At 75.9% G+C, this 24588-nt stretch carries 25 protein-coding genes; 14 read left to right on the forward strand and 11 right to left on the reverse strand.

From position 1 onward, the window contains the following. Positions 1-35: 35 nt before the first annotated feature. The gene (gene dxr / locus RI554_03475; GenBank protein ID MDR9391070.1) at positions 36-1172 is read right to left on the reverse strand and encodes a 1-deoxy-D-xylulose-5-phosphate reductoisomerase; all 1137 of its coding nucleotides are present in this window, start codon (positions 1170-1172) and stop codon (positions 36-38) included. A gap of 56 nt (positions 1173-1228) precedes the next feature. On the opposite strand from dxr, the gene RI554_03480 reads away from it, so the two are divergent. Continuing rightward, the gene (locus tag RI554_03480) at positions 1229-1879 is read left to right on the forward strand and encodes a CBS domain-containing protein (GenBank protein MDR9391071.1); all 651 of its coding nucleotides are present in this window, start codon (positions 1229-1231) and stop codon (positions 1877-1879) included. Next, a complete protein-coding gene (locus tag RI554_03485) occupies positions 1876-2595 on the forward strand; it encodes a hypothetical protein (protein ID MDR9391072.1) in 720 nt (239 codons plus the stop codon). Before RI554_03480 ends, RI554_03485 begins: the two co-directional genes overlap by 4 nt. Positions 2596-2636: 41 nt before the next feature. On the opposite strand, the gene der is transcribed toward RI554_03485, so the two are convergent. Genes der through cdaA form a run of 5 tightly spaced genes read right to left on the reverse strand, consistent with a single transcriptional unit; the run spans position 2637 to position 7327 of the window. Further along, positions 2637-3953 carry a ribosome biogenesis GTPase Der gene (gene der / locus RI554_03490; protein ID MDR9391073.1) on the reverse strand — a complete coding sequence of 439 codons (1317 nt, stop codon included), beginning with the start codon at positions 3951-3953 and terminating at the stop codon, positions 2637-2639. Next, on the reverse strand, positions 3946-4923 hold the full coding sequence (gene fmt / locus RI554_03495; GenBank protein ID MDR9391074.1) for a methionyl-tRNA formyltransferase: 978 nt from the start codon (positions 4921-4923) through the stop codon (positions 3946-3948). Before fmt ends, der begins: the two co-directional genes overlap by 8 nt. 4 nt (positions 4924-4927) lie before the next feature. Beyond that, positions 4928-5593 carry a peptide deformylase gene (locus tag RI554_03500; protein MDR9391075.1) on the reverse strand — a complete coding sequence of 222 codons (666 nt, stop codon included), beginning with the start codon at positions 5591-5593 and terminating at the stop codon, positions 4928-4930. A gap of 28 nt (positions 5594-5621) precedes the next feature. Continuing rightward, positions 5622-6581, reverse strand: coding sequence for a CdaR family protein (locus tag RI554_03505; protein ID MDR9391076.1), 960 nt, complete (start codon positions 6579-6581; stop codon positions 5622-5624). Continuing rightward, on the reverse strand, positions 6578-7327 hold the full coding sequence (gene cdaA / locus RI554_03510; GenBank protein MDR9391077.1) for a diadenylate cyclase CdaA: 750 nt from the start codon (positions 7325-7327) through the stop codon (positions 6578-6580). The genes RI554_03505 and cdaA overlap by 4 nt, the downstream gene beginning before the upstream one ends. A gap of 162 nt (positions 7328-7489) precedes the next feature. Here cdaA and prfB point away from each other — a divergent pair. The 4 genes from prfB (at position 7490) to RI554_03530 (ending at position 11395) form a co-directional block, all read left to right on the forward strand. Beyond that, positions 7490-8588 (forward strand): peptide chain release factor 2 gene (gene prfB / locus RI554_03515; protein MDR9391078.1). Its coding sequence is split into 2 segments (ribosomal slippage): positions 7490-7534 and positions 7536-8588, totalling 1098 coding nucleotides; the frame shifts between segments, so codons are not numbered across the junction. Between the two features lie 27 nt (positions 8589-8615). Continuing rightward, the gene (locus RI554_03520; protein MDR9391079.1) at positions 8616-9299 is read left to right on the forward strand and encodes a hypothetical protein; all 684 of its coding nucleotides are present in this window, start codon (positions 8616-8618) and stop codon (positions 9297-9299) included. 9 nt (positions 9300-9308) lie between these two features. After that, the gene (locus tag RI554_03525) at positions 9309-10298 is read left to right on the forward strand and encodes a hypothetical protein (GenBank protein MDR9391080.1); all 990 of its coding nucleotides are present in this window, start codon (positions 9309-9311) and stop codon (positions 10296-10298) included. A 62-nt stretch (positions 10299-10360) separates the two neighbouring features. Further along, positions 10361-11395 (forward strand): peptidoglycan DD-metalloendopeptidase family protein, encoded by a 1035-nt coding sequence (locus RI554_03530; GenBank protein ID MDR9391081.1) that lies wholly within the window; start codon positions 10361-10363, stop codon positions 11393-11395. 36 nt (positions 11396-11431) lie between these two features. Here the strand turns inward: RI554_03530 and RI554_03535 are convergent, their stop codons facing one another. Next, on the reverse strand, positions 11432-12139 hold the full coding sequence (locus tag RI554_03535; GenBank protein ID MDR9391082.1) for a C4-type zinc ribbon domain-containing protein: 708 nt from the start codon (positions 12137-12139) through the stop codon (positions 11432-11434). Positions 12140-12290: 151 nt separating this feature from the next. Here RI554_03535 and RI554_03540 point away from each other — a divergent pair, with 151 nt between their 5' ends. From RI554_03540 to RI554_03565, 6 genes are all read left to right on the forward strand, one after another. Beyond that, positions 12291-12761, forward strand: a complete 471-nt coding sequence (locus tag RI554_03540; GenBank protein MDR9391083.1) for a hypothetical protein — start codon at positions 12291-12293, stop codon at positions 12759-12761. Positions 12762-12840: 79 nt separating this feature from the next. Then, positions 12841-14151, forward strand: a complete 1311-nt coding sequence (locus RI554_03545) for a DUF512 domain-containing protein (protein MDR9391084.1) — start codon at positions 12841-12843, stop codon at positions 14149-14151. Positions 14152-14178: 27 nt separating this feature from the next. After that, the gene (locus RI554_03550) at positions 14179-15552 is read left to right on the forward strand and encodes a glucose-6-phosphate isomerase (protein MDR9391085.1); all 1374 of its coding nucleotides are present in this window, start codon (positions 14179-14181) and stop codon (positions 15550-15552) included. Next, complete coding sequence (locus RI554_03555; protein ID MDR9391086.1) at positions 15549-16433, forward strand: 4-hydroxybenzoate octaprenyltransferase; 885 nt, start codon at positions 15549-15551, stop codon at positions 16431-16433. The genes RI554_03550 and RI554_03555 overlap by 4 nt, the downstream gene beginning before the upstream one ends. Before the next feature lie 10 nt (positions 16434-16443). Next, positions 16444-17109, forward strand: a complete 666-nt coding sequence (locus tag RI554_03560; protein ID MDR9391087.1) for an LON peptidase substrate-binding domain-containing protein — start codon at positions 16444-16446, stop codon at positions 17107-17109. Beyond that, the gene (locus RI554_03565) at positions 17106-18248 is read left to right on the forward strand and encodes a tRNA pseudouridine(13) synthase TruD (GenBank protein ID MDR9391088.1); all 1143 of its coding nucleotides are present in this window, start codon (positions 17106-17108) and stop codon (positions 18246-18248) included. Before RI554_03560 ends, RI554_03565 begins: the two co-directional genes overlap by 4 nt. Here the strand turns inward: RI554_03565 and RI554_03570 are convergent. Continuing rightward, a complete protein-coding gene (locus RI554_03570) occupies positions 18245-20830 on the reverse strand; it encodes a VWA domain-containing protein (GenBank protein MDR9391089.1) in 2586 nt (861 codons plus the stop codon). The genes RI554_03565 and RI554_03570 overlap by 4 nt on opposite strands. 56 nt (positions 20831-20886) lie before the next feature. Here RI554_03570 and RI554_03575 point away from each other — a divergent pair, with 56 nt between their 5' ends. Further along, positions 20887-21540, forward strand: coding sequence for a ribonuclease HII (locus RI554_03575; protein ID MDR9391090.1), 654 nt, complete (start codon positions 20887-20889; stop codon positions 21538-21540). Between the two features lie 43 nt (positions 21541-21583). Beyond that, entirely contained in the window at positions 21584-22390 is an 807-nt protein-coding gene (gene ricT, locus RI554_03580) for a regulatory iron-sulfur-containing complex subunit RicT (protein MDR9391091.1), read from the forward strand. A gap of 36 nt (positions 22391-22426) precedes the next feature. Here ricT and RI554_03585 read toward each other — a convergent pair whose 3' ends face one another. From RI554_03585 to RI554_03595, 3 genes are all read right to left on the reverse strand, one after another. Next, entirely contained in the window at positions 22427-23389 is a 963-nt protein-coding gene (locus RI554_03585; protein MDR9391092.1) for a hypothetical protein, read from the reverse strand. Next, positions 23386-24150 carry a metallophosphoesterase family protein gene (locus tag RI554_03590; protein MDR9391093.1) on the reverse strand — a complete coding sequence of 255 codons (765 nt, stop codon included), beginning with the start codon at positions 24148-24150 and terminating at the stop codon, positions 23386-23388. Before RI554_03590 ends, RI554_03585 begins: the two co-directional genes overlap by 4 nt. 11 nt (positions 24151-24161) lie before the next feature. Beyond that, positions 24162-24588, reverse strand: a 427-nt coding sequence (locus RI554_03595; protein MDR9391094.1) for a hypothetical protein, incomplete at its 5' end; no start/stop codon positions are given.

Raw genomic sequence — 24588 nt, forward strand, 5'->3', positions numbered from 1 at the left:
GGCCCGCACCGTTCCGTACGGCACCGAGGGGCGCCTCACCGCACGGCGCCGGACGCGATCGCGTCGCGCGCCCCCCGACGCGCCTCGTCGTCCGCCGCCCGCAACGCCTCCCACGTCGCGTCGGCGGGGGGGACCGCGTCGAGGGCGTGCGCCAACACCCGCGGGATGGCGTCGAACGCGAGGGCGCCGTCCAGGAACGCCGCGACGGCGACCTCGTCGGCGGCGTTCAGGACCGCCGGTGCGACGCCGCCCCGCCGCCCCGCCTCGTACGCGAGGTCGAGGGCGGGGAAGCGCGCGCGGTCGGGCGGCTCGAACGTCCACGTTCCCTCGAGGGGGAACGGGTCCAGGCCCAGCGTCGGGCGTTCGTTCTCCTCGACCCCCCACAGGATCGGGAGGCGCATGTCGTGCGGACCGACCTGCGCCTTGAGGGACCCGTCGCGGAACCGCACGAGGGCGTGCACCCACGACTGCCGGTGCACGACCACCTCGATCGCGTCGAGGTCGAACCCGAACAGGGCGTGCGCCTCGAGGACCTCCAGGCCTTTGTTGAACAACGTCGCGGAATCGATCGTCACGCGCGGCCCCATCGCCCACGTCGGGTGCGCCAGCGCCGCCTCCGGCGTGACGGTGGACAGGTCCGCGGGGCCGTCGCGGAACGGCCCGCCGGACGCCGTCAGGAGGATCGTGTCGATCGCCTCCCGGCGTTCGCCCAGCAGGAGCTGTGCGACGCCGGCGTGCTCGGAATCGACCGGCGTGACGCGCCCCCCGGATGCGCGGGCGGCGGCGTGCACGAGGGGGCCCGCCACGACCATCGCCTCCTTCGTCGCGAGCGCCACGTGCCGCCCGGCCCGGACGGCGGCGAGCACCGCCGGGACGCCGGCCATGCCCGGGATCGCGGCCACGACGGTGTCGGCCGGCGCGGCGGCGAGCGCCTCCAGGGCCCCGTCGCCGGCGTGGACGTCCACCTCGGCCCCCAACGCCGCGCGGACGTCGGCGTGCACGTCGGGGTGGCACACGACCTCGCGAACGTCGTGCCGGCGCGCCTGCTCGACGAGCCGGGCGGCGTTCCGGCCGGCGGCGAGCCGCTCGACGCGCCAGCCTCGGCGTTCGGCGACGTCGAGGGTCTGCGTGCCGATCGAACCGGTCGAACCGAGAACCGTGACGGTGCGCATGGCGGCATCATCGCACGCCCCCGCGACGCCGGCCGGCCGGTGCTACGCTTCCCCGCATGTGGGTCCGCGACGCGATGACGCCCGACCCGGCGACCGTCGAGGCCGACGTGCCGCTGCTCGCCGCGATGGAACGCCTTCGCGACGGTGGCTTTCGTCGCCTCCCGGTCGTCGAGGCGGGTCGCCTCGTCGGCCTCGTCACCGCCCGCGACCTGAGCGCCGCCACCCCCGGGGGGCGCACCCCCGTCTCGGTGTACGACCTCGACGACCTGTTGGCGCGCACCACCGTCGCGGACGTCCTGCCGGAGGCGTTGTACGTCACGACGCCCGACGCGCCGATCGAGCGGGCCGCGGCGCGCATGGCGCAGCGCAAGGTGTCGGGCCTTCCGGTCGTCGACGGCGAACGGCTGGTCGGCATCCTCACGATCGGGGACGTGCTCCGCGCCTTCGTCGGGATGCTGGGCGACCGCGAGGGCGGCACCCGCGTCGTGCTGGACCTGCCCGACCGGCCCGGCGTCCTGGAGCGCGTCGCGGGCGTCGCGGCGCCCTCGAACATCGTGGCGGTCGCGAGCTCGGTCGTGGATCCGGGGCGAACGCGACGCGTCACGGTCCGCGTGGTCGGCCCCGACGCCGCCGCCTACCCCGACCGCCTCCGCGCGGCCGGCCTCGAGGTGCGCGACGCGCGCGACGAGGGGGCGGCCCCCCCGTGAGCGACGGGGCGGACCTGCAGGCCTGGCAGGCGCGCCTGGAGGCCGCGGCGGGCGGCGGTCGCGTCGCCTCCACGCCCTTCCTGGAGGAGGCGGCGTCGAGCCGCCTCCGGGCCGCGCTGCGCGCCGCCGGCGTGGCGGTGTCCGCGGACGGCGGGTATCCCGGCGCCGCCCGCCGGGTGGTGACGACGCGCCCCCCGCACGTTCCCGTCGCGACGCCGGCCCTGGCCGCGTGGACGTGCGAAGCGCCGACCGACCCCGAGGCGTTGCGCGCCGCGCTGGAGGCGGCCGGCGTCCCGCCCGAGCGGATGGGGGACGCCGTGCCGCACGCGCGGGGCGCCAGCGTGATCGTCCTGGCCGACGGCGGCGCGCCGCCGAACGACGTCGCCCTGGCGGGCGTCCCGTGCCCGCTGGCGGGGGTCGACGTGGACCGGGTCGCGGTCGGGACGGCGAAGGAGGCGCGCATCGTGGTGCCCTCGCTCCGCGCGGACGTCGTGGGCGCGACCGCGCTCGGGCGGTCGCGCTCCTGGTTCGACAAGGGCGTCGCCGCCGGCCGCGTCCGCATCGACGGCGCCCCGGCGGGCAAGGCGACCCCCGTCGCGGTGGGCGCCGAGGTGTGGGCGGAGGGGCTCGGGCGGGTCGTGGTGCTCGAGGACCTGGGCGCCACCCGGCGCGGCAAACGCGCCGTGCGGGTCCGCACCGAACGCCCCCGCGGCTGACGCCGGCGACCCCGGCCGGGCGCGCCCGGGGCGCGGTCGGGTCAGGTCCGGACGCGTTTGCCGGTGCCGCTGCGCGCCTTGAAGACGAGCCGGACCGGGACCTCCCCGAACCCCAAGTCCTCCTGGATGCGGTTGCGCAGGTAGTGCTCGTACGCGCGGGTGAGGAGCCGTTCGTCGTTGACGCTCAGCACGAACGTGGGGGGCGCGACGTCCGCCTGCGTGGCGTACAGCAGCTTCAGCGACCGGCCCTTGTGGTTGGGCGGCGTCTGGCGTTGCGTCCACACCTCGAGCCAGCCGTTCAGCGTGCCGGTCGCCACGCGCCGGCGGGCCTGGTCGTACACCCGGACGACGGAGGCGAGGAGCTCGTGGAGACCGAAGTCGGTCTTCGCGCTGACGTACACCCACGGGGCGAACGTGAGGTGCGCGAGATCGATCGCGAGTTGCGTCCGGAACGCCTGCAGGTCCTCGTCCTCGACGAGGTCCCACTTGTTGATCGCGACGACCACCGGCGTGCCGGTCTCGAGGGCGAGGCCGGCGATGCGCATCTCGTGATCGCCGACCTCGAACGGGTCGACGACGAGGATCGCGACGTCCGCGCGGCGCAGCGCCGCTTCGCTGCGGACCCGCGCGTAGAAGGCGACGTCGCGATCGGGTTTGCGTCGCAGGCCGGCGGTGTCGACCAGCACGAACGGTCGGCCGCCGACCTCGAGGCGGACGTCGATCGCGTCCCGCGTCGTGCCCGCCTCCTCGCTCACGATCACGCGCTCGTCGCCGAGGATCGCGTTCGTCAGCGACGACTTCCCGGCGTTGGGGCGGCCGGTGATCGCCACCGTCACCGCCTCCTCGTCCGCGTCGTCGTCCACCGCCTCCACCGCGTCCGTGAGGCGGTCGCGGAGGTCGGCGATGCCGCGCGCGTGCATCGCGCTGGTGGGGACCGGCTCGCCGAACCCGAGCGCCAGCAGTTCGAACCAGGCGGGGCGATCCTCGAACGTCGCGTCGTCGACCTTCGTGGCGACCAGGAGGACGTTCGTGCCGCGCCGGCGCAGCAGGTCGGCGATCTCGTGGTCGGCGGGGGCGAGGCCGGCGGCGCCGTCGACGCAGAACAGGACCAGGTCGACGCCCTGGAGCGCCACCTCGACGCGGGTCCGGATCGCGCGTTCCCAGGCGTCCCCCGACCAGAGGCCGCCGGTGTCGAGCAGGTCGATGCGGCGGCCGTCCTCGAGCTCCAGCGGGGCCGCCTTCACGTCCCGCGTGACGCCCGCCTCGTCGGCCACGATCGCGTCGCGCCGACCGAGCAGGCGGTTGAAGAGGCTGGACTTCCCGACGTTCGGGCGCCCGAGGATCGCGACGCTAGCCACGGTGCGCGTCCCCCTGAACTTCGTCGGCCCGGTCGCCGGGTGCGACGCGCGCGCCGCGCGCCCAATCGGCGGCCGGCATGCTGGGCTTCCCGGCGGGCGTGACGCGCTCCAGCCGAACGGCGCCGTCGCCGCACGCCACCAGGACGCCGCCGTCGTCCACGCGCAGCACCGTGCCGGGCGCGGCGTCCGCCGCGCCGTCGGCCGCGCGCGCGTCGGTGGAGGCGGGCGCGAGCGCGTCGATCTTCAGGGTCGTGCCCGCGATGCGGGTGCGCGTGCCCGGCCACGCGATGACGCCCCGGAAGCGGTTCCAGATGGCGGTCGCGGACGCCGTCCAGTCGAGCGCGCCGTCGTCCTTGACGAGCAACGGCGCGTACGTCGCGGCGGCGTCGTCCTGCGGCGTGCTCGGCAGCGTCCCGCGCGCGAGGCGGTCGAGGGCCTCGACGAGGGCGTCGGCGGAGGCGTGCGCGAGGCGGTCGGCGAGAGTCGGGTAGGTGTCGTCGGGATGGATCGCGACCGGCTCTACGAGCCGGACGGGGCCGGTATCGAGGCCGGGGTCGGTCTGCATGATCGTCACGGCGGTCTCCGTGTCTCCCTGGATCAACGCCCACTGGATCGGGGCGGCCCCGCGGTGCTGGGGCAGGCGGCTGGCGTGCGCGTTCAGGAAGCCGTGGGGGGGGACGTCGAGCAGGGAGGCTGGCAGGATCTTGCCGTACGCGACGGTGACCGCGACGTCGGCGTGGGCGTCGCGCAGGGTGGCGGCGAACGCCGCGTCGCGTTTGAGGTTCGAGGGCTGCGCGAGCGGCCGGCCGAGCGCCGCCGCGCGGGCCGCGACCGGCGGCGTGCGGAGCTTCATGCCGCGGCCCGCGGGCGCGTCGGGTTGGGTGACGACGAGGACGACGTCGTGCGCCGCGTCGAGCGCCTCGAGGGCCGGGACGGCGTAGGCGGGAGAACCGAAGAAGGCGACGCGCATGGGGTCAGTCGACCGTGGGGACGGTCGGCCGCTCCTTCAAGAACGCCTTGGCGCGGCGCTGCAGGTCCGCGAGTTCGGCGCGGTGGGCGTCGAGGAACGCGCGGCGGGCGTCGCTTGGGAGGCGGTCGAAGTACAGGACCCCGTCGAGGTGGTCGAGCTCGTGCTGCACGACGTGCGCGAAGTGCCCCTCCGCCCACCGTTCGTGCGGGACGCCGTCGACGTCCTGGTAGCGGACGCGGACCTCCGCGTCGCGGACCATGTCCTCGACCCACGGCCCCGGGATGCTCAGGCAGCCGTCGGGCCCGACCTGCCTTCCGCGGCGCTCGACGAGGACGGGGTTCACCATCACGTGCGTGGCGAGCACCGCGCGGCCGCCGTCCTCCGTCTCGCCGCCGGGCTCGCCGTCCGGCTCGGGGCCCTCCAGGGCGGCGGCGGCGGGCGGATCGGTGTCCGTGGGGTTCTCGCCGTCGGGGTCGGGCGCGAGCTCGAGGGCGACGAAGAGGCGTTTGCTCAGGCCGATCTGCGGGGCGGCCAACCCGACGCCGTTCGCGTCGTGCATCGTTTCGATCATGTCGGTCGCCAGCTCGGCGAGCGCCGCGTCGAAGGTCCGGACCTCCGTCGCGGTCCTGCGCAGCACCGGGTCGCCGTACAAGCGAATGGGGTGAATCATCGCGTCCGTCCTCCAGGGGCGCCGGGGGTCAGGGCCCCGCCGGGGCGTCGTCCGCGCCGATGCGTACCGTCGCACGGAGCGGCGTCGCGACCGCGACGTCGTCGGGGGCGTCCGGCACCAACGTCACATCGTACGTGCCCGGCGGCCACGCGGCGGTCGCTTCGGGTACGGCGGCGGGCAGGTCGGGCAGGTCCGCGAGGGTCGGGAGGGGCGCGACGACGGTCGCCTCCGCCGTCGCGAGCTCGACGAGGCGCACCCCCTCGGGGAGGGGCAACACCCGCACCTCGCGGCGAACCGACCGCCACGGGACGTCCGCCCGCACGCGCAGGCGGGCGTCGGTGGGGGAGAGGCGGGCCCCCACCACCGGTCGCGCGTCCGCGTCGAGCGCCACGAGGGGCACGGGCGCCGGGGCGTCGACCGCGCGGCGGGCGGCGTCCCCGTCGCGCAGCACCGCGACGACCGCGTCGACGTCGGCGAGGACCGGGTCGCGGGCCTCGACGATCACCGTCGCAGGTGCCAGCGACGCCACCCGCCAGGCGGCGTCCGCGTCGCCGGACGCGGCGGGGAGGACCACGCCGACGTCGAACGTCGCGCGGCGGACCGCCTCGAGGCGACCGATCACCTCGGCGGGCACGACCCGCACGACCCGCAACGCCTGCGGCACGCGCGCCTCCACGTCCGCGGCGAACGCCCCGTCGACGCCGGTGAGGTCGAGCGACGCATCGACGTCGTCCGCGTCGAGGCGGTCCATGCGCTCCGACGGGCCGCTCACGACGACTTCGACGCGGTCGGGCACCCCCACGGCGACCTCGTCCGCCGCGGCGCCGTCGACGCGGAGCGGCACGAGCAGGCTGCGTTGCACGGTCGTCCCGGGGTCGTTCGTCGCGACCCACCACAAGCCCAACGCCGCGACGACGGCCGCGACCTTCGCCGGGGCGTCGCGCCGCGCGCGACGCCAGGCCCGCCGCCAGGAGGCGAGCGACCTCACGGGCGAACCTCGCCGTAGACGGTGCGGAGCGACGTCAGCAGATCCGAGGGGGCGACGTCGGTCTCCAGGTGCCCGTCGCGTGCGACCGACACCGTGCCCCGCTCCTCGCTCACGACGACGACCCACGCGTCGGACACCTCCGACACGCCGAGCGCCGCACGGTGGCGGGTCCCGAGCGTCCGGTCGAAGCGCTGCGTCTCCTGGCTGAGGGGCAGGATCACGCCGGCCGCCACGATCGCGTCGCCGCGAATCAGGACCGCGCCGTCGTGCAGGGGGCCCTTCGAGTCGAACAGGGTCTGCAGCAGCTCCGCGCGGACGGGCGTCTCGAGCGCCACGCCGCGCGTCGCGAACTCCCCGAGCGGCGTCGTGCGCTCGACGACCACGAGGGCGCCGACGCGCTTCGCCGCCAACTCGCGGATCGCGGTCATCAACTCCTGGACCGGGTCGCCGTCCACCGCCCGTCGGCCTCGGCCCCGCCCGACGCGTTCGAGCGCGGCGCGCAACTCCGGTTGGAACACGATCACGAGCGCCAGGAGGCCGACGGGGGCGAGGCGCTCGAACAGCCAGGCGGTCCCCTCCAGATTCGCGGCGCGCGCCACGAGCCACAGGCCTGCGACCGCGACGAGGCCGCGGACGACGTTCCACGCGCGCGACCCGACGAGGAGGGCGTAGCCCTGGTAGACCAGCACCGCCAACAGCGCGACGTCGATCGCGTCGAGGGGTCCGAAGCGGTCCAGCGGCGTCATCGGGCGCGCCTGCGCGGGGGGCGTGCGTGAGGGCACCCGACGACGACGCCGCCGCCGTTCGGGCCGCGTCGCGCAGGGTGCCCCGGTGGTTCCATGGTGGTCGTTACGCTACCATGCGGCACGGCCACCGCGACGCGTGCGGCGGCGGAGGGAGTGCACGCCATGGAAGAACTGAAGGAACGCCTCTTGCACCTCCGGGGGTATCTTTGACCTCGCTTCCAAGCGCGAGGCCCTCACGGAGTACGACGAACGACTGAACGACCCCGACCTGTGGAACGACCCCGACGCCGCTCGGGAGGTGACGCAGGGCGCGGCGCGCCTCCGCAAGGTGATCGAGACGTACGACCGCCTGCAGAGCGACGTCGAGGGGTTGGACGAACTCGCCGCGCTCGCCGGCGAGGAGGACGCCGAGGAGCTCGCCGCCGAACGGGCGCGGGTCGAGGCGTCCCTGAACGACCTGTACCGCGAGACGCTGTTCCAAGGCGATCACGACGACCGCCCCGCGATCGTGACGATCAAACCCGGGGCCGGCGGGACCGAGTCGTCGGACTGGGCCGGCATGCTGCTGCGCATGTACCACCGCTACGCCGAGCGCAGCGGCTGGAAGGTCGAACTCCTCGACGCCGTCGGCAGCGACGCCGCCCCGAACGGGGTGGAGTACGCGCAGTTGATCGTGCGCGGCGAGCGGGCGTTCGGCATGCTGCAGGTCGAGAACGGCGTGCACCGCCTCGTGCGCGTCAGCCCGTTCGACGCGCAGGGCCGTCGCCACACCAGCTTCGCGTCGGTCGAGGTCATGCCGGAGATCGACGACGCCGTCGACGTGGCGATCGACCCGAACGACCTCCGCGTCGACGTCTACCGCTCCTCGGGGCCCGGCGGGCAGTCGGTCAACACGACCGACAGCGCCGTCCGCGTCGTCTACAAGGGCGGGACGTCCGACGAGATCGTCGTCACCTGCCAGGACGGCAAGTCGCAGATCAAGAACCGCGAGAAGGCCATGACGGTGCTCCGCAGCCGCCTCTTCGAGCGCGAGGAGCAACGCCGGCGCGAGGAGCAGATGCAGGCGCGCGGGGAGCAGAAGGCGATCGAGTGGGGCTCGCAGATCCGCAGCTACGTGCTCGACAAGCGCTACGTGAAGGACCACCGGACCGGCGTCATGCGGCACGACCCCGACGCGGTCCTCGATGGCGACCTCGACGACCTCGTGTGGGCCGGCCTCGAGTGGGCGGCGGGGGGCGAGACGGAGGCCGGTGCGGCGTGACGCCGCACCGGCCCGGGGCGTGAGGCGGTGCGGGTCCTGGCCATCGCCGACGAGGTCTCGCCGTTCGTGTACTCCGAGCGGTTCCCCGCCAACCTCGGCGACGTCGACGTCGTCCTCAGCGCGGGCGACGTCCCCGGGTACCTCCTCGAGTTCCTCGCGACGCGCCTGACCACGCCCCCCGTCTACGTCTTCGGGAATCACGCCGACGGCTACGTCGTCGACGACGACGGCGAGACGCGCGTCAAGCCCGGCGGCTGCATCGATGCGCACCGCCGCATCGTCGAGGTCGCTGGCCTCCGCATCGCCGGCATCGAGGGGTCCGCCCGCTACCGACCGGGTCCGCACCAGTACGCCGAGCGGGAGATGGAACGCTTCGCGCTCGCCTTCGCGCCGCGCCTCGCCTGGGACCGCAGGCGCCGCGATCCGCCCGTCGACGTCCTCCTCACGCACGCGCCCCCCGTGGGGCCGCACGCGGGCGCCGACGTCCCGCACCGCGGGGTGCCCGCCTTCAATCGGTTCCACCGCTGGTGGCGCCCCCGCGTGCACGTGCACGGGCACGTGCACCTCAACGGCGCCAACGCCCCCCGCCGGTACGTCACGGAGGAGGGCGTCGAGGTCGTGAACGCGTTCGGCTTCACGACGTTCGAGATCGACCCCGCCGTCCGCCGCGGTGCGCGCGAGGCGACCGACCCGGCGCACGACCCGCGGTAGCCTCCCGGCATGCCCGAGCGCGTTCCCCCCGCCGTGCCCGACGCCCCCGCTCCACCCCCCACCGACGCCTGGACGGCGCTGCGTTCGGCGGCGGTCGCGGTCCCCCTCGACGCGGTCGGTGGCGTCCGCCTGACCGGACCGGACCGCGTGCCGTTCCTGCAGGGGAACGTCTCCGCCGACGTCGCCGCGACCCCCGCCGGCGGGAGCGTCGCGACGTTGTTCCTCGACCCCAAGGGGCGCCCGGTCGCGCAGGCGTCGGTCCAACGGCGCGACGACGACCTGCACCTCGCGGTCGAGGACGACGCCGCCGACCTCGTCCTCGCGACGTTGCGGCGCCAACGGGTGTTCGACGACGTCGAGCTGCACGACCTACGCGAGGTCCTCCGCACGTGGACGGTGCAGGGCCCCACCGCCCCCGACGTCGTCGCGGCCGCGTTCGGCGCGCGGGCGTCCCACGGCGCGGCGGTGCAGAGACCGTTCGCGTCCGCCGACGTCCTCCTCGTCGCGCACGACCGCACGGCGGAGGGCGGCGTCGACGTGCACGCCCTGGCGCGGGACGCGGCCGCCGTCGCCGACGCCCTGCACGGCGCGGGCGCGACCCCGGCGGACGCCGCGACGTTGGAGCCTTCGCGGATCGAGGCGCAGCTCGCGCGCGTCGGCCTCGAGGCCCGGGGCGGCGTCCTGCCGCACGAGGTGGGCCTGGAGCGCTACGTGTCGACCACGAAGGGCTGTTACGTCGGGCAGGAGACCATCGCGCGGCTCGACGCCCGCGCGGTCGTCCGCCGGCACTTGGTGCGGCTCCGGCTCGACGCGCCGGTCCCGGCCGACGCGTCGTCGCTCCATGCCGACGGCAAGCGCGTCGGTCGTCTCGGGGGGCGAGCCCAACACCCCGACCTCGGCGTGGTGGCGTTGGCGGTCCTCCAGGACGCCGCACGCGACGCGGCGCTCGAGGTTCGCGACGAGGACGGCGCGCGCCACGCCGGCGCGCGCGTCGGGTGACGCCGCCCGCGGGGCGAACGTCCCGGACCGCCGGCCGGCGTGGGTCGTGTATCGTGTCGGTAATGCGACGTCTTCTCCGGGGGTGGCCGGCCCGCCGCCCCCCGTCCCGCGCACGGGTCACGCTCCTCGCCCTCCTCGCGTTCGGTCTCGCGGCCCCCGCGGCGTCCGCCGGCGGGTACGCCTTGCGAACGATCCAGCCGGGCGACACGCTCGGGGGGATCGCTACGGCGTACGCCGTGCCGGTCGACGCCATCCGTGAAGCGAACGACGTGCGCGGCGTCACGCTCCATCCCGGCGACACCCTCCGCATCCCCCTCGGGGAGGCGACGGGCGGCGTCGCGACCCCCGCGCCGGAACCGCCCCCCGGATTCACCCGCCACGTGCTGCAGGCGGGGGAGACCATCAGCGGCGTCATCGAGCGCTACGACGTCACCCTCGACGCGCTCGTCGGAGCGAACCCCGACCTCTCGTCCCTCGACCGCCTCCCCGTCGGCGTCGAACTGCTCATCCCCCCCGGCGAGGGCCTCCTCGTGACCTGGCGGGACGGCCTCGACCTCGCCGCGGTCCTCGGCGATCACGGCGCGGACCCCGTCGGCGTCCTTCGTGCGAACGCGATCCACACCCCCGCCGACCTGCGTCCCGGCATGCTGTTGTGGCTCCCGGACGTCGAACCGAGCGCCGCCCTGGAGCGGCTCGCGAAGGTGCGCGAGCGCGAGAACCGCTACGTCTGGCCGGTGCATGGCCGCATCACCAGCTACTTCGGGCGCCGCAACCTCGGCATGGGCACCTCCAACTTCCATCGCGGCATCGACGTCGCCGCCCCCACCGGCACGCAGATCGTCGCGGCGCGGGCCGGGACGGTGACGTTCGCCGGCTGGTCGGGGAGCTACGGCTACCTCGTCAAGGTCCGCCACGCCGGCGGCGACGAAACCTGGTACGCGCACCAGAGCCAGATCCTCGTGTCGGTCGGCACCTGGGTCGAGCAGAACGAGGTCATCGGCCGGGTCGGCTCCACCGGCCTGTCGACCGGCCCGCACATCCACTTCGAGATCCGGCGGGGCGGCAACGCCCTCGACCCGCTCGGCGAACTGAACTGAGGTCGGGCGCGACGCGTCGCGCCCGACGGGCCGGCCTCAGGCCGCCGCTTCGGTCTTCGACCAGAGGATGCGTCCGCACGACGGGCACCGCACCACGCCGGCGTTCTTCTTGACCTTCTGCACCACGTGCAGCGGCAGCTGCATGTTGCAGCCCCCGCAGCGGCGGCCCTCCACCAGCTCCACGAGGCCGATGCCTCGCCGCGCCTTGCGCACCTGCTCGTACTGCTTCAGCAACGCCGCGGGCACCTCGCCGGCGAGCGCCTCACGCGTCTCGCGCAACGTCCCTTCGCGCGCATCGATCTCCGCCAAGCGCTCGCGCTCCTCCGCCTCGAGCCGCTCGTGCTCCGGCACGAGCTCCGCGTGCTCCGCCTCGAGGGCCTGCAGCGTCGCTTCGGTCGACTCGAGCGCCTCCATCGACGGCAACGTGTCCTCCTCGAGCTCCTGTGCGCGGGTCGCGAACTGCATCTCCTGATTCTGGAACTGCGCCGCCTCCTTCGAGGACTCCGCCCGCAACGCCGCCTCCTGCGCCGCCTTCGTGCGGTCGCGCAGCGCCTGCAGCTCGACGTCCGCCTCGCGGACCTTCGCGCGGAGCGCGTCGCGCTCGCCGCGGACCGTCTCCAGGCGCGCCTCGAGCGCCTCGCGGTCGCTGCGGATCATTCGCAGCGCCTCGGGCACGTCCGCGCGCTCGTTGTCGAGCGCGTCGAGCGCCAGGTCGCGTTCCTGTACGTCGTTCAGGGTGTCCATGGCCGTCCCTCCGAATCGCCCCCCGCGCGGCGGTCCACCCAACGAAAACTCCGTTCGCGGGAAACCGAACGGAGCGGGACGGAGCGCGGACGCGGGGATGCGTAGGTCATCATCTATCACGCTACCACGCGCGCGGGGTATGCTCCCCGCCGTGATCGAGGACGCCCCCGACGCGTTCGTCCAGCGGTTCCGGACGTACGCCACCCCCGCCACGCTCTTCGCACGCCCCGAAGGCAGCCCCCTGCTCGAGGCGGACGTGGCCGGAACCGTCGTGCAGCTCCTCGAACGCACGAACCCCTACGACGCGCCCCCCGGCGCGGCGACCCTGATCCTGAACCCCACCGCCCACGAGGTGCGCGACGCCGGCGACGGCGACGTCGCCCTGCAGGTCCCCGAGCGCGGTGCGCTCCGCGGGGCGGGCGCGGTGCTCGCGCACGAGCCCGGCGCCCTCGTCGTCGATGCCGGCGTCCCGGTCGTCCTCGCCGTCGAAACGCCGGACGCGTGGCCGGTCGGTCGGCGCGTCGCGTTCGACGCCGCCCCCCCGGTCCACGCCTTCGTCCTCCCCCCCGACCGCCGTCCCGACCGCCCAGACGAGGGCGGCTCGATCGACGAGGCGCACTGACGTGCCGCTGCCTCCGCCTCCCCCTCCGCGCGCCGAGGTCCACGCGGTCGCGCCCGGGTCGCCCGCCGCACGTGCGGGCGTGACGCCGGGGTGGCGACTCGTCGCCGTCGCGGGCGCCGAGATCCCGGACGTGCTGGCCTACCGTCGCGAACTCGCGCGGGGCGAGGTCCGCCTCGACCTCGAGGCGCCCGACGGGACGACGGCGTCGTTCGACGTCGCGTGGGAGGACCCCGGCCTGGAGTTCGCCGACCCGATCTTCGACGGGATCCGCACGTGCGCCAACAAGTGCGAATTCTGCTACGTCCACCAGATGCCGCAGGGGTTCCGCAAGAGCCTCTACCTGATGGACGACGACTTCCGCACGAGCTTCCTGTACGGCTCCTTCGTGACCCTCACGAACCTCTCCGACGGCGACGTGCGGCGGATCCTCGACGAGCACCTCAGTCCGCTGTACGTCTCGGTCCACACCGCCGACGAAACGCTGCGCGGCGACATGATGCAGTGGTGGTCCAGCAAGGTCCGCGACCCCGCCTCCACCCGCATTCGCGACATGATCGAGCGGCTCGAACCGATCGACCTGTACACGCAGATGGTGCTGCTGCCCGGCCGCAACGACGGCGACGCGATGGAGTCCACGCTCGCCTACCTCGCGTCGCGCCCCAACGTCCAGGCGGTCGCCGCCGTACCGGTCGGCCTCACCGACCACCGTACGAACCTGCCCGACCTCCGCACCTACACGGCGGAGGAGGCGGACGACGTCGTCCGCCGCGTCGAGGCGGTGCAACGCCGCATGCTGGAGACGCGCGGCACCCGCTTCGTGTTCCTCTCCGACGAGTTCTACCTCCTCGCCGGACGCCCGCTCCCGACGCGCGACGCCTACGAGGGGTTCCCGATGCTCGAGAACGGCGTCGGCATGGTCCGCGACTTCCTCGACGGGCCCCTCCCCGACCTCCCCGACCGCCTCGCGGCGCCCCGCAAGGTCCTCCTCGCGACCGGCACCCTCTTCGCGCCGGTGCTGGAGCGCGCCGTCGCGCCGTTGCGGCGCATCGACGGCCTCGAGATCGAGGTGCGCGCCGTCACGAACCGGACGTTCGGGGCGGTCACCACCGTCGCCGGCCTCCTCGCCGGCCGCGACCTGCTGCTCGCCGTTCGTCCGGAGGAGGCCGACGTGCTGCTCCTCAGCCCGAACGTCGTGAAGTACGGCACCGACCTGCTGCTCGACGACCGCAGCCTCGGCGACCTCCGGCGCGACCTGCGCATGGACGTCGAGCTGGGCGGCACCACCCTCGCCGACCTCGCCCGCACGATCCTCGGGGACGCCGGCGGGGCGGTCGCCCCGCAGTTCGGGTTCTCCACGCACGCCGTGAAGGAAGCCGCCAAGCAGCACTGACGGCGCGCGCGGCGGTAGCATGCCGCCATGCTGACCCTCGACCTCCGCAACCTCGAGGAAGACCGCGTCGGCGCCGCCCACGGCGTCGACGTCGCGCGGGAGACCGCGGCCCTCGGCCCTCGGCTCGACGCCGCCGCCGACGCCCTCCTCGCCCGCGCCGACGACGACGCCGCGATGCTCGGTTGGATCGCCGCCCCCGGCGACCGCGCGCCCCTCGACGCCGCACGCGCCTTCGTCGACGCCCGCCGGGGCGCGTACGACGACGTCGTCGTGCTCGGCATCGGCGGGTCGGCGTTGGGGGCGCGCGCGGTGCAGAACGCCCTCCGTCCCCCGATCGCGCCGCCCGCTGCGGACGGCCCCCGCGTGCACGTCCTCGACAACGTCGACGGCGACGAGATCGCGGCGTACCTCGCGGCGCTCCGTCCCGAACGGACCCTCGTCAACGTCATCAGCAAGTCGGGGACGACGGCGGAGACGATGGCCGGCTACCTGGCGTTCGAGGCGTGGTTGCGAAGCGGCGTGGGGGACGCCTGGCGCGAGCACGTCGTCGTCACGACCGACCCCGAACGCGGCATCCTCGGGCCGCGCGCCGCCGCCTACGACCTCCCGCGGTTCGACGTGCCCCCCTCCGTCGGGGGGCGCTTCAGCGTCCTGACGCCCGTCGGGCTCCTCCCGGCCGCCTGGATGGGGGTCGACGTCGCCGCCCTCCTGCGCGGGGCGGCGGGCGTCCTCGACGACGTGCGCGCCCCGACCGAGGCCAGCGTCGCGAAGCGGCTCGCCGCCGCCCACGTGTGGGCCGCGCGCCGCGGCAAGACCCAGACGGTGTGGATGCCGTACGCCAGCGGCTTGCGGCGCACGTCGGACTGGTTCGTGCAGTTGTGGGCGGAATCGCTCGGCAAGGCCCACACCCGCGACGGCGCCCGCGTCCACGCCGGCACGACCCCCCTCCCCGCGGTCGGCGCCACCGACCAGCACGCCCAAGTGCAACTCTTCGCGGAGGGCCCCAACGACAAACTCACGACCTTCGTCGTCCTCGACGACGACCGCCTGGGGGCGCGGGTGCCCGACGCGCCCGAGGGGCTCGAGCCGCTCGGGTACCTGGGCGGCCGCCGCTTCCACGAGGTCCTCAACGCCGAGGCGGCGGCCACCGCGCACGCGCTGGCGGTGCGGGGTCGACCGTCGCTCACGCTTCGCCTCCCGCACCTCGACGCGGAGACGTTCGGGGCGCTCCTGCAGACCACGATGTGGCAGACGGCGCTCGTGGGGGAGATCTGGAACGTCGACGCCTTCGACCAGCCCGGCGTCGAGCTCGGCAAGCGCTACACGTACGCCCTGATGGGGCGCGACGGGTTCGACGCCGAACGCGCCGCCCTGCGCGAAGCGGGGGTGGAGGCGTCGTGAGCGACGCCGCCGTCCGGCGCGACCCGCGCACCTGGCTGGCGTTCGTGAAGTTCGAGCACACGCTCTTCGCGCTTCCGTTCGCGTACACCGGCATGGTGCTCGCCGCCGGCGGGTGGCCGGGCGCCGGCACCTTCGCGCTCGTGACCCTCGCGATGGTCGGCGCGCGGACCGCCGCGATGGCGATCAACCGCGTGGTCGACGCCGAGATCGACGCCCGCAACCCGCGGACCGCGGCGCGGGAGATCCCCGCCGGGCGGCTCACGCGCCGCGACGGCCTGGCGGTCGCGGCGCTCGGGGTCGTGGCGTTCACCGCCGCCGGCCTGGCGCTCAACCCCCTCACGGCGGCGTTGCTGCCCGTCGCCGTGGCGTTCCTCGTGGCGTACCCGTACACGAAGCGCGTCACGTGGGCCTGCCACCTGTGGTTGGGCGTCACGATCGGCGCCGCCGCCGCCGGCGGCGTCATCGCCGTCACCGGCGCGTTCGACGCCGGCGCGGTGGCGTTGTGGATCGGCGTGGGCGCCTGGATCGCCGGGTTCGACGTCATCTACGGCCTCCTCGACCGCGACGTCGACCTGCGCGAGGGGATCCGCAGCATCCCGGTCCGCTTCGGGCCCGACCGCGCCCTCGACGTCGCCGCCGCGCTGCACGCCGTCGCCCTCGCCGCGTTCGTCACGCTCGCGTTCGTGACGCCGCTCGGGACGCCGTACCTCGTCGCCGTCCTCGGCCTCGTCGCCCCCCTCCTCGGGGTGCAGCAGGGGCTCGTGCGCCGGCGCGGCGCCGCCGCCGCCCTCCAGGCGTTCAACGCCAACCTGTGGGTGTCGGGCCTGGTCCTGGCCGCCGTCGTGTTCGACGTGGCGGTGGCGGCGGGAGCCGCCTGGTAGCCTCGGCCCGATGAGCGTCGTTCCCGTGTTCCCCCTCGACGTCGTCGTGTTCCCCGGCATGACGGTGCCCCTCCACGTGTTCGAGGCGCGCTACAAGCGGCTCGTGAAGGCCGCCGAGGCCCTCGATCCGGTCCGCTTCGTCATCGCGCCCCCGCCGACGGAGGGGATGGAGGACGAAGGCGCCGACAAGCCGGGGGAGGTCGGGACGTTGGTCGACGTGCTCGAGAGCGAGGAGAGCCTCGACGGGACGTTGCAGCTCGTGGCGCACGGGCGGGAACGCGCGAAGCTCGCCTACGCGAACGTCGAGCAGGTGCCCGAACCGTCGGGGGGCGTGCGCCCCCTGTGGTTCGCCGAGGTCGAGCCGTGGCCGGTGGAGCGCACCGACCCGAACGACGAACGCGTCGCGGCCTGGGACGCGCTCGAGGCGTTCGACCGCTACGGCTCCGTGTTCTTCGCCGACACCGCCCGCGACCAGGCGGCGGCCGCGATGCCGGACGACCCGCTCTACCAGGCGTCGTTCGTGTGCGCGAACCTGCGCCTCCCCCCCGAGGGCGCCCAGCGCCTCCTCGAGGCGCCGTCGTTGGTCGATCGGTTCCGCGAGGCCCGCAAGGCGATCGACGCGCGCCTCGCCGCGCACCACGCCGACGCTTCGCTCGGTCCGGCCGGCGAGGCGTGAGCGACCCGGCCGCCGCCCCGTCCGGCCCACCCCCCGACGACGCGACCCCCTCGGACGGGGTTCCGCCGATCTTCGCGTGGGACGCCCTGCCGTCGCTCCGCGGGGCGCGCCCCGGGACCGGCGGCCGCATTCGCAGCGTCCCCGAGGACTTCGTCGTCGTCGAACGCCCCGCGTACCTCCCCGCGGGCCGCGGGTCGCACCTGTACCTCCGCGTCCGCAAGCGCGGCCTCGCGACCCGCGACCTCGTGCGGACCCTCGTCGAGGCCGGCGTGCCGGAGAACCGGATCGGCGTCGCGGGCCTCAAGGACAAGCACGCCGTCACCGAACAGTGGCTGTCGCTCCCGTGGGCGCAGCGCGCCGCCGCCGACGTCCTCGCCGAACGCGAGGGCGTGGAGGTCCTGGAGACCTCCCGGCACGCCAACAAGCTCGGGATCGGGCACCTGCACGGCAACCGCTTCACGGTGGTCGTGCGCGACGTCGCGCCCGACGCCGAGGCCCGCGCCCGCGCGATCCTCGACGACGTCGTGGCGCGCGGCCTCCCGAACTACGTCGGGCCGCAACGCTTCGGGCGGTTCGGACGCAACGCCGTCGACGGACGCGCCCTCCTGCGCGGCGAAACGGTGCCCGGCGACCGGCGGCTGCACCGCTTCTTCGTCAACGCCCTGCAGAGTTGGATCTTCAACGACGTGCTCGCCGCCCGCATTCGCGACGGGCACTTCGCGTCGCTCGTGAGCGGCGATTGGGCCCGCAAGGTCGCGACGGGCGGCACCTTCCGCGTCGACGACCCCGACGTCGAACGCCCGCGCGCCGCGGCGTTCGAGATCACCGCCCTGCTCGCGCTGCACGGCCGCAAGGTGCGCATCTCGAGCGACGAGGCGGGCCGTTACGAACGCGCGGCGCTCGCGCGCGCCGGCGTTCGTTGGGAGGACCTGCGCGGTCGCCGCGGCGATCGTCGCCCGAGCCGCGTGGCGGTCGGCGACGTCGCGCTCGAGGGGTTCGAGGACGACGCGGGCCGACCGGCGTTGCGCCTCGCGTTCGACCTCCCGAAGGGCGCCTACGCCACCTCGCTGTTGCGCGAGGTCACCGGCCTCCCGGTCGACGCGCCGGCGGTCTCCCCGCACGCCGGCGAGGACGCCTAACCCCCCGGCGTCGCGGTGCGGCGCCGCCACGCCTCCACGAGCACCCCGGCGACCGCGACGGCGGCCAGCGCGGCGCGCGCCCCGCCGGACGCCGGTGCGCGGGGCGGGCTCCACGCCTCCCACGCCCCGAGGCGTTCACCGCCCGTCGCCGTCGCGATGGCGCGGAGCGTCGCGTCGCCCCCGCGCTCCCCGAACTCGGGGTCCTGCACGACGGCGCGGACGGGGGCGACGACCCGGTCGCCGGATACGACGACGGCGTCCGCACCGGTGGCGCCCGGCGGGAGCGGGGCGGCCCACCGGCCGGGCCCGAGCGCCTGCAGCGCCGCCGCGCGTCCCGCCGCCCGCACCGCGGTCGGTTCCGGAGCCTCCCCGCGCTCCTGCGGCGCGTCGGGGCGGCGCACCTCCACCCACGGCGCGCCCGGCGGGAGGGCGAGGGCGGCGGGCGCCGCCCCCGTCCGGACCGTCGCGGTGACGTCCGCCGGGGGGCTCGCCAACCACCGCACGGCGTCCACCCACCAGCCGTCGAACGACGGCCAGCGACGGACCGCGGCGTCCGGCGTCGCGGCGTCCATCGTCAACGCCAACGTCCGGCCGACCCCCACCCGGCGGACCGCCAGCAGCGGGGCGCCCCCCGCGTCGGCCCAGAGGAGCTCGGCGCCGGGGCGCGCCCGCGTCTCCACGTACCGCCCCAGCGGGGGGTCGGGGAGGCCCCGCACGAGCGGGTGGGGCCGCACCTGGAGGCCCGTCGCGTCGCGCCACGCCGACCGCCGGGCCGCCTCCGCCTCGCGAACGAAGACGTCCACCAGCGTCGACGCTCCGAGGCGGGCGTAGGCGCGCCCCCCGGCGGCGTCCGCCAACGCCCGCAACGCCGCGACGTCGGCGCCGTCGCCCACCGCGACCGTGGAGATCGTCACGCCTGCGGCGCGGGCGCGCTCCGCGACGACGTCCGGAGCGGGCCCGCGGGGCGCCAGGGGGCGCCCCCCGTCGATCTCGCCGTCGGACAGCACCACGACGTGCTTGCGTCGCGCGTCGCTCGCCTCGAGGGCCGCCACCGCCCGGTCGAGGGCCGGCCCCAGCACCGTCCCGCCGTCCGCGTCCAGGTCCAGCAGCGCCCGCGTCATCGCCGCCCGCCCCCCGTCGGTGACCGGCTGCAGGGGGAACACCGTCCGCGGTGCGTCGGCGAACGCGATCATGCCGATCCGGTCGCCGGGGGCGGCGCGGCGCAACAGCTCGCGGGCGGCGCGCTTCGCGCGCTCGAGGCGGGCGGGGGTGCCCTCGTCCATCGAGCGGGAGCGGTCGACGACCAGCATCATCGCCAGGTCCGGTGGGGCGTCGGGCGGCGCGACGTCGCTGTCGACGGGGAGGACGCCGTCGATGGGGCTGCGGTACCACCCCCCGAGCGCGAACGCGTTCGGTCCCCCCAGCATCGCGAGGCCGCGCCCCGCCTCGACGAACGCCGTCACGGCGCGCGCCTGCGCGTCGCTCCACGGCTCCGCCGGCCCCCCGATCACGAGCGCGTCGGTCGCGAGGGGCGCCCCGACGTCCGCGACGCTCGCGCGGACGACCTCCAGGCCCGCCGCCTCGAGGGGGCCGGCCCACGGCTCGGCGTCGACGAGCGTGACGCGGGGCGGCGTACGGAGCGCCACGCGGGTCGCCAAGGCGTCGTCGGCGGGCGCCGCGTCGACCCCCATGGCGTCGCCCGGCCCCTCCGCGGCGACGTCGCCCGGGGCGTCGGAACCGTCGCCGTCGGGGTCGGCGGGGACCAGGACCGCCTCCACCCGCACCGCGTCGTCGGCCGCATCGTCGTCGGCCGCATCGCCGTCGCTCGCACCGTCCTCCGTCGCGTCGGCGGGGGGGACGGCGGGAAGGGGCGCAGCCAGACGCCAGGCGTGCGCGCCCGCGTCGGTCGGGACGGCTCGGCGGGCGACCTCGCGCCCGTCGACCCGGAGGACGACGTCGGCGGCGCCGTCCGGTCGGCCCTCGCGCCGGACGACGACGCGGACGTCGATCGTGGTGCCGGGATCCGCGACGGCGGGCGCGTCGAGGGCGTCGACCCGCACGTTGGGGAGCGAATCGACCGCCAGCACGTCGACCGGCACGTCCGGCCAGGGGCCGTCCCGTCCGTCGGTGTGGCGCCCGTCGCCGACCAGCAGGACCCGGCGGGCGTCCCCCGCCGTCGCGGCGCGGAGCGCCGCCCCGACGTCGCTGCGGCCCGGTCCGGCCTCCGCCACCGCCGCCCGCCAGCGCGCGTCGCGCTCCACGGGGGACGTCGACGGTGCCGGGCTCGGCAACGCTACGGGGCGGTCCCCGGCGACGACGACGTCGACGTCGCGCCACGCCCCCGCCGCCGTCGCCGCCTCCCACACGAGGCGTGCGGCGGCGCGTCCCGAATCGCCGACGTCGAGGACGACCGACGCGGCCGGCGTACCGCCGAACCGCGGGCCGGCGAGGGCCAGGACGAGGGCCAGCAGCGTCGCGCGGCGCGCCGCCCGACCGGGCCGCGGCACGAGGCCGGCCACGAGCCAGACGATGGGCGCGAGCAGCAGCCAGGCGGGCGACGTGAACGCGCCGTCGAGGAGCACCTGCGCATGCTACCAACGGCTCCGCGCCCGCCCTGGCGCGGTGCTACCGTGCGGGCATGGACGCGCCAGAGGAGGCCGCGCCGCCCGGGTGGGCGTTCGAACGCCGCTTGTGGGCCGCGGGGCACGCCGCCGTCGCAGGGATCGACGAGGCGGGCCGCGGGGCGCTGGCCGGACCGATCGTCGCGGCCGCCGTCGTCCTGCCGTACGGCCCGCACCCCTACCGCGACAGCAAGACCGTCACGGCGCGACGTCGCGTCGCGTGGGCGGCGTCGATTCGCGCCACCGCGATCGCGTGGGGCGTCGGGTTCGTCGACGCCGCCGACGTCGACGCCCTGGGGGTGCCCGACGCCACCCGCGAAGCGGCCCGGCGGGCGCTCGCGGCGTTCCCTCGACCCCCGACCGCGCTGGTGACCGACCACCTGACGCTGCCGGGACCGTGGACGGTGCTGGCGCCCCCCCGCGCCGACGGCGCCAGCCTGCAGGCGGCCGCCGCCAGCGTCCTGGCGAAGACCGCCCGCGACCGCTGGATGGCGGAGGTCGCCGAGGCCCGCTGGCCGGCGTACGGGTTCGCGCGGCACAAGGGGTACGGCGTCGCCGCCCACCTCGAGGCGTTGCGGACGCACGGCCCGTGCGAGGTGCACCGGCGCCGCTTCGCGCCGGTCGCGCGCATGCCGCCGTTCTCCGGAGCGGAGTCCGGACGCGGGGCGTGACGTCGCGGGCCGTGGCGCGATAGCCTGTCCACCGGAGGTCCACGTGCAGAGTTGCATCGGCGTTCGTTTCGACAACGGACCGAAGATCCACTGGATGGACGCGAGCGGCGTGGCGGACGCCGCCCCCCCGGTCGGGACCCGCTGCATCGTGCGCAGCCGCCGAGGCGTGGAGGTCGGCACGGTCCGTACCGAACCCCGCCCGCGGGAACGGAGCGCCGGCGAGGTGCTCCGCGCGGCGCACGACGAGGACCTGGCGAGGGCGCAGCGCTTGGCGCAGAAGGCGGAGGACCTGACGTGGTTGCTGCGGGCGCGCGCCCGGCAGGAGGGCGTTCGCCTGAAGATCGTGTCGCTCGAGTTCACGCTGGACGAGGCGGCGTTGGCGGTGCAGTACACCGCGGAGAACCACCCGTCGTTGCGGGGCCTCACGCAGGAGCTCGCGCGCCATACCGGCGCGCGGGTGGAGTTCGTGAACGTCGGGCCGCGCGACGAATCCCGGATCCTCGGGACGCTCGGGGCGTGCGGGACGGGATCGTGCTCGTCGACGTGGATGCAGAGCTTCAACTCGGTGTCGATCCGCATGGCCCGCGACCAGCAGCTGCCGCTCAACCCCGAGAAGATCAGCGGTCCCTGCGGGCGGCTGATGTGCTGCCTGCAGTTCGAGCACCCGACCTACAAGGAACTGTTGGGGCGCCTCCCGAAGCGCGGGGGGAAGGCCTGCCACACCGACACCGGCGCGTGCGGGAAGGTCGTCAAGCTCGATCCGTTGCGCGGCACCGCCGACCTCAAGACCGACGACGGGTACCTCGAGGGCGTCCCCGCCGACAAGCTCGAGCGACCCCACAAACGCTGACGCCCGCGCCACGCCGCCGGCGGCGCCGTGGACGCCTCATGCGACGGCGGCGCGCAGGCGCAGCACGAGCGTCGTGGCGACGACGTCGGTCCCGACGTACGCCCGCGCCGCCTCGTCCGCTTCGCGGACCGCGGCGAGCGCGGCCGGGTAGGCCGCCGGCGCCGTGCGGCGCACCGCCTCCAGCAGCCACGCGTCCGCCTCGTCGGGCGCGATCTCGCGTTTCGCTCGCGCCCACGCTCGGCCTGCCTCCAGCGCCGCGTCGAGCGGTCCGGGGAGGGCGGCGGCGAGGGCGTCGGCGGCGTCCCGAAGGCCCCGGGTGCGTTCGGGGTCGGCGGCGTCGCTGCGCAACCAACCGAGCTGACCCGTCCGGAGCGCCGGGTGCGGTGCGGCGTCGGCGTACCCGTCGACGGGTGGGGCGGCGAAGCGCACCGGCGTACAGCGCGACGCCAACGTCGGGAGCAACGCCCCGACGCTCGGGGCGATCAGCACGATCCGCGCCCACGAGGGCGGCTCCTCGAGGAGCTTCAAAAAGGCGTTGCCGGCCGCCTCGTTCAGGGTCTCCGCGCCGTCGAGGATCGCGACCGACGTCCCGTAGCGGGGGCGGGCCCGGATGCGGGGGGCGAGGGGGTCGGGGTCGGCGGACGGGCCGTCCCGCCGCACGAGTTGGTCGATGCGCAGCATCGGCGTGAGCGCCGCCCGGCCCCCCTTCGTTTCCGCGGCGGGGGCCTTCACGACGACGTCGGGGTGGTGTCCGGCGGCGTGCAGCCGGCAGCTTTCGCAGCGCCCGCAGGGGGCGTCCGCGCCCTCGAAGCGGACGGCGTCGCACGTCGCCCAGCGCGCCCACCAGAGGGCGGCGGTGCGACGCCCGATGCGGGGCGGCCCGACGAACGCGAAGGCGTGCCCCTCGGCGCGGCGGAGGTACGCGAGCGCCTCGGCGTGCCCGCGGACCTCCGCCGCGACCTCCGCCACGCCCGGGGTGGGGCCGGTCTCGTCGCTCACAGGCCCTCCGCGAGGCGCGCGGCGAACCGTTCGGGGTACCCCGCCGCGCGGACCGCGCTCGCCGTCGCCTCCACGTCGTAGGGCACGCGGACGCCCTCGAGCCGGCAGGGGGCACCGACGTCCAGCACGCCGTACGCCGCGCGCGGGTCGCCGTCGCGGGGTTGCCCGACCGACCCGGGGTTGAAGAACCCGCGGGCCTGCGCCGGGACGTCGTACGTCGCGGTCGCGCCCTCGAACGGCACGACCCGCCCGGTGCGGGTTCCGTCCGGACGCTCGACGAACAGCGTCGCGCGGGGGACGTGCGTGTGCCCCACCAACGCCAGCGGCGCGTGGAGGGCGTCCAGGGCCGCGTCGGCGGCCGCGAGGTCGGTCACGTACCGCCACGGGTCGCCGGGCGCCCCGTGGTGCGCTTCGAACGCATCGCCGATCCAGTGCCGGGGAAGGGCCCGGAGCCACGCGACCGAGGCGTCGGAGAGCGCGTCCGCCTGCCGGCGGAGGACGTCGGCGACGTCCGCGTCGAGGGGCGCGGCGGGGGTGCCTCCGTCGCGGAACGTCAGGAGGTCGACGTCGTGGTTCCCGGCGACCGCCACGCTCGGGGCGAGCTCCGCCACCCGTTCGATCACGGCGTCGGCGTCGGGGGCGTACCCGACGGCGTCCCCGAGGAACGCGACGGCGTCGAACCCCCGCCCGTGCGCGTCCTTCAGGACCGCGTCGAGGGCGGCGAGGTTGCCGTGCACGTCACCGATCACGAGATACCGCACGGGGGACGATATCACCGGCCGAACGCGCCCCGGAGCGTGGGCCAGGGGACGGACCCGCGGACCTCGAGGCGCCCCGCCACGGCGTCCGCGGTGCCGGCGACGTCGCCCGTCCACGTCCACGCGGTCGCGCCGCGGTCGTGCCGCCACGCGACCGACGCCCGCCACGGCGTCGGGGACGGTCCCGACGGTCGGGCGTGCAGCCGCACCGTCCACGCATCCGCGCCCACGTCCCCCGCCCAGGCGACGTCGACGCCCGGACCGACGCGCGTCGCGTCCCCCACCCGCGCGACGTCCAGCCACGCTCGGACGGTCCGTTCCGGGGCCCGCCGTGGGCGTTGCGTGACGCCGACCCCCACGCCGAGCGCGCGGCGCTCGGTCGCGCCGTCGGGGGCGCTCTCGGTCCGCGCCGCCACGCCGGTGCGCAGGTCGACGTCGCGG

The sequence above is a fragment of the Trueperaceae bacterium genome (genome assembly GCA_031581195.1).
Taxonomy (GTDB): domain Bacteria; phylum Deinococcota; class Deinococci; order Deinococcales; family Trueperaceae; genus SLSQ01.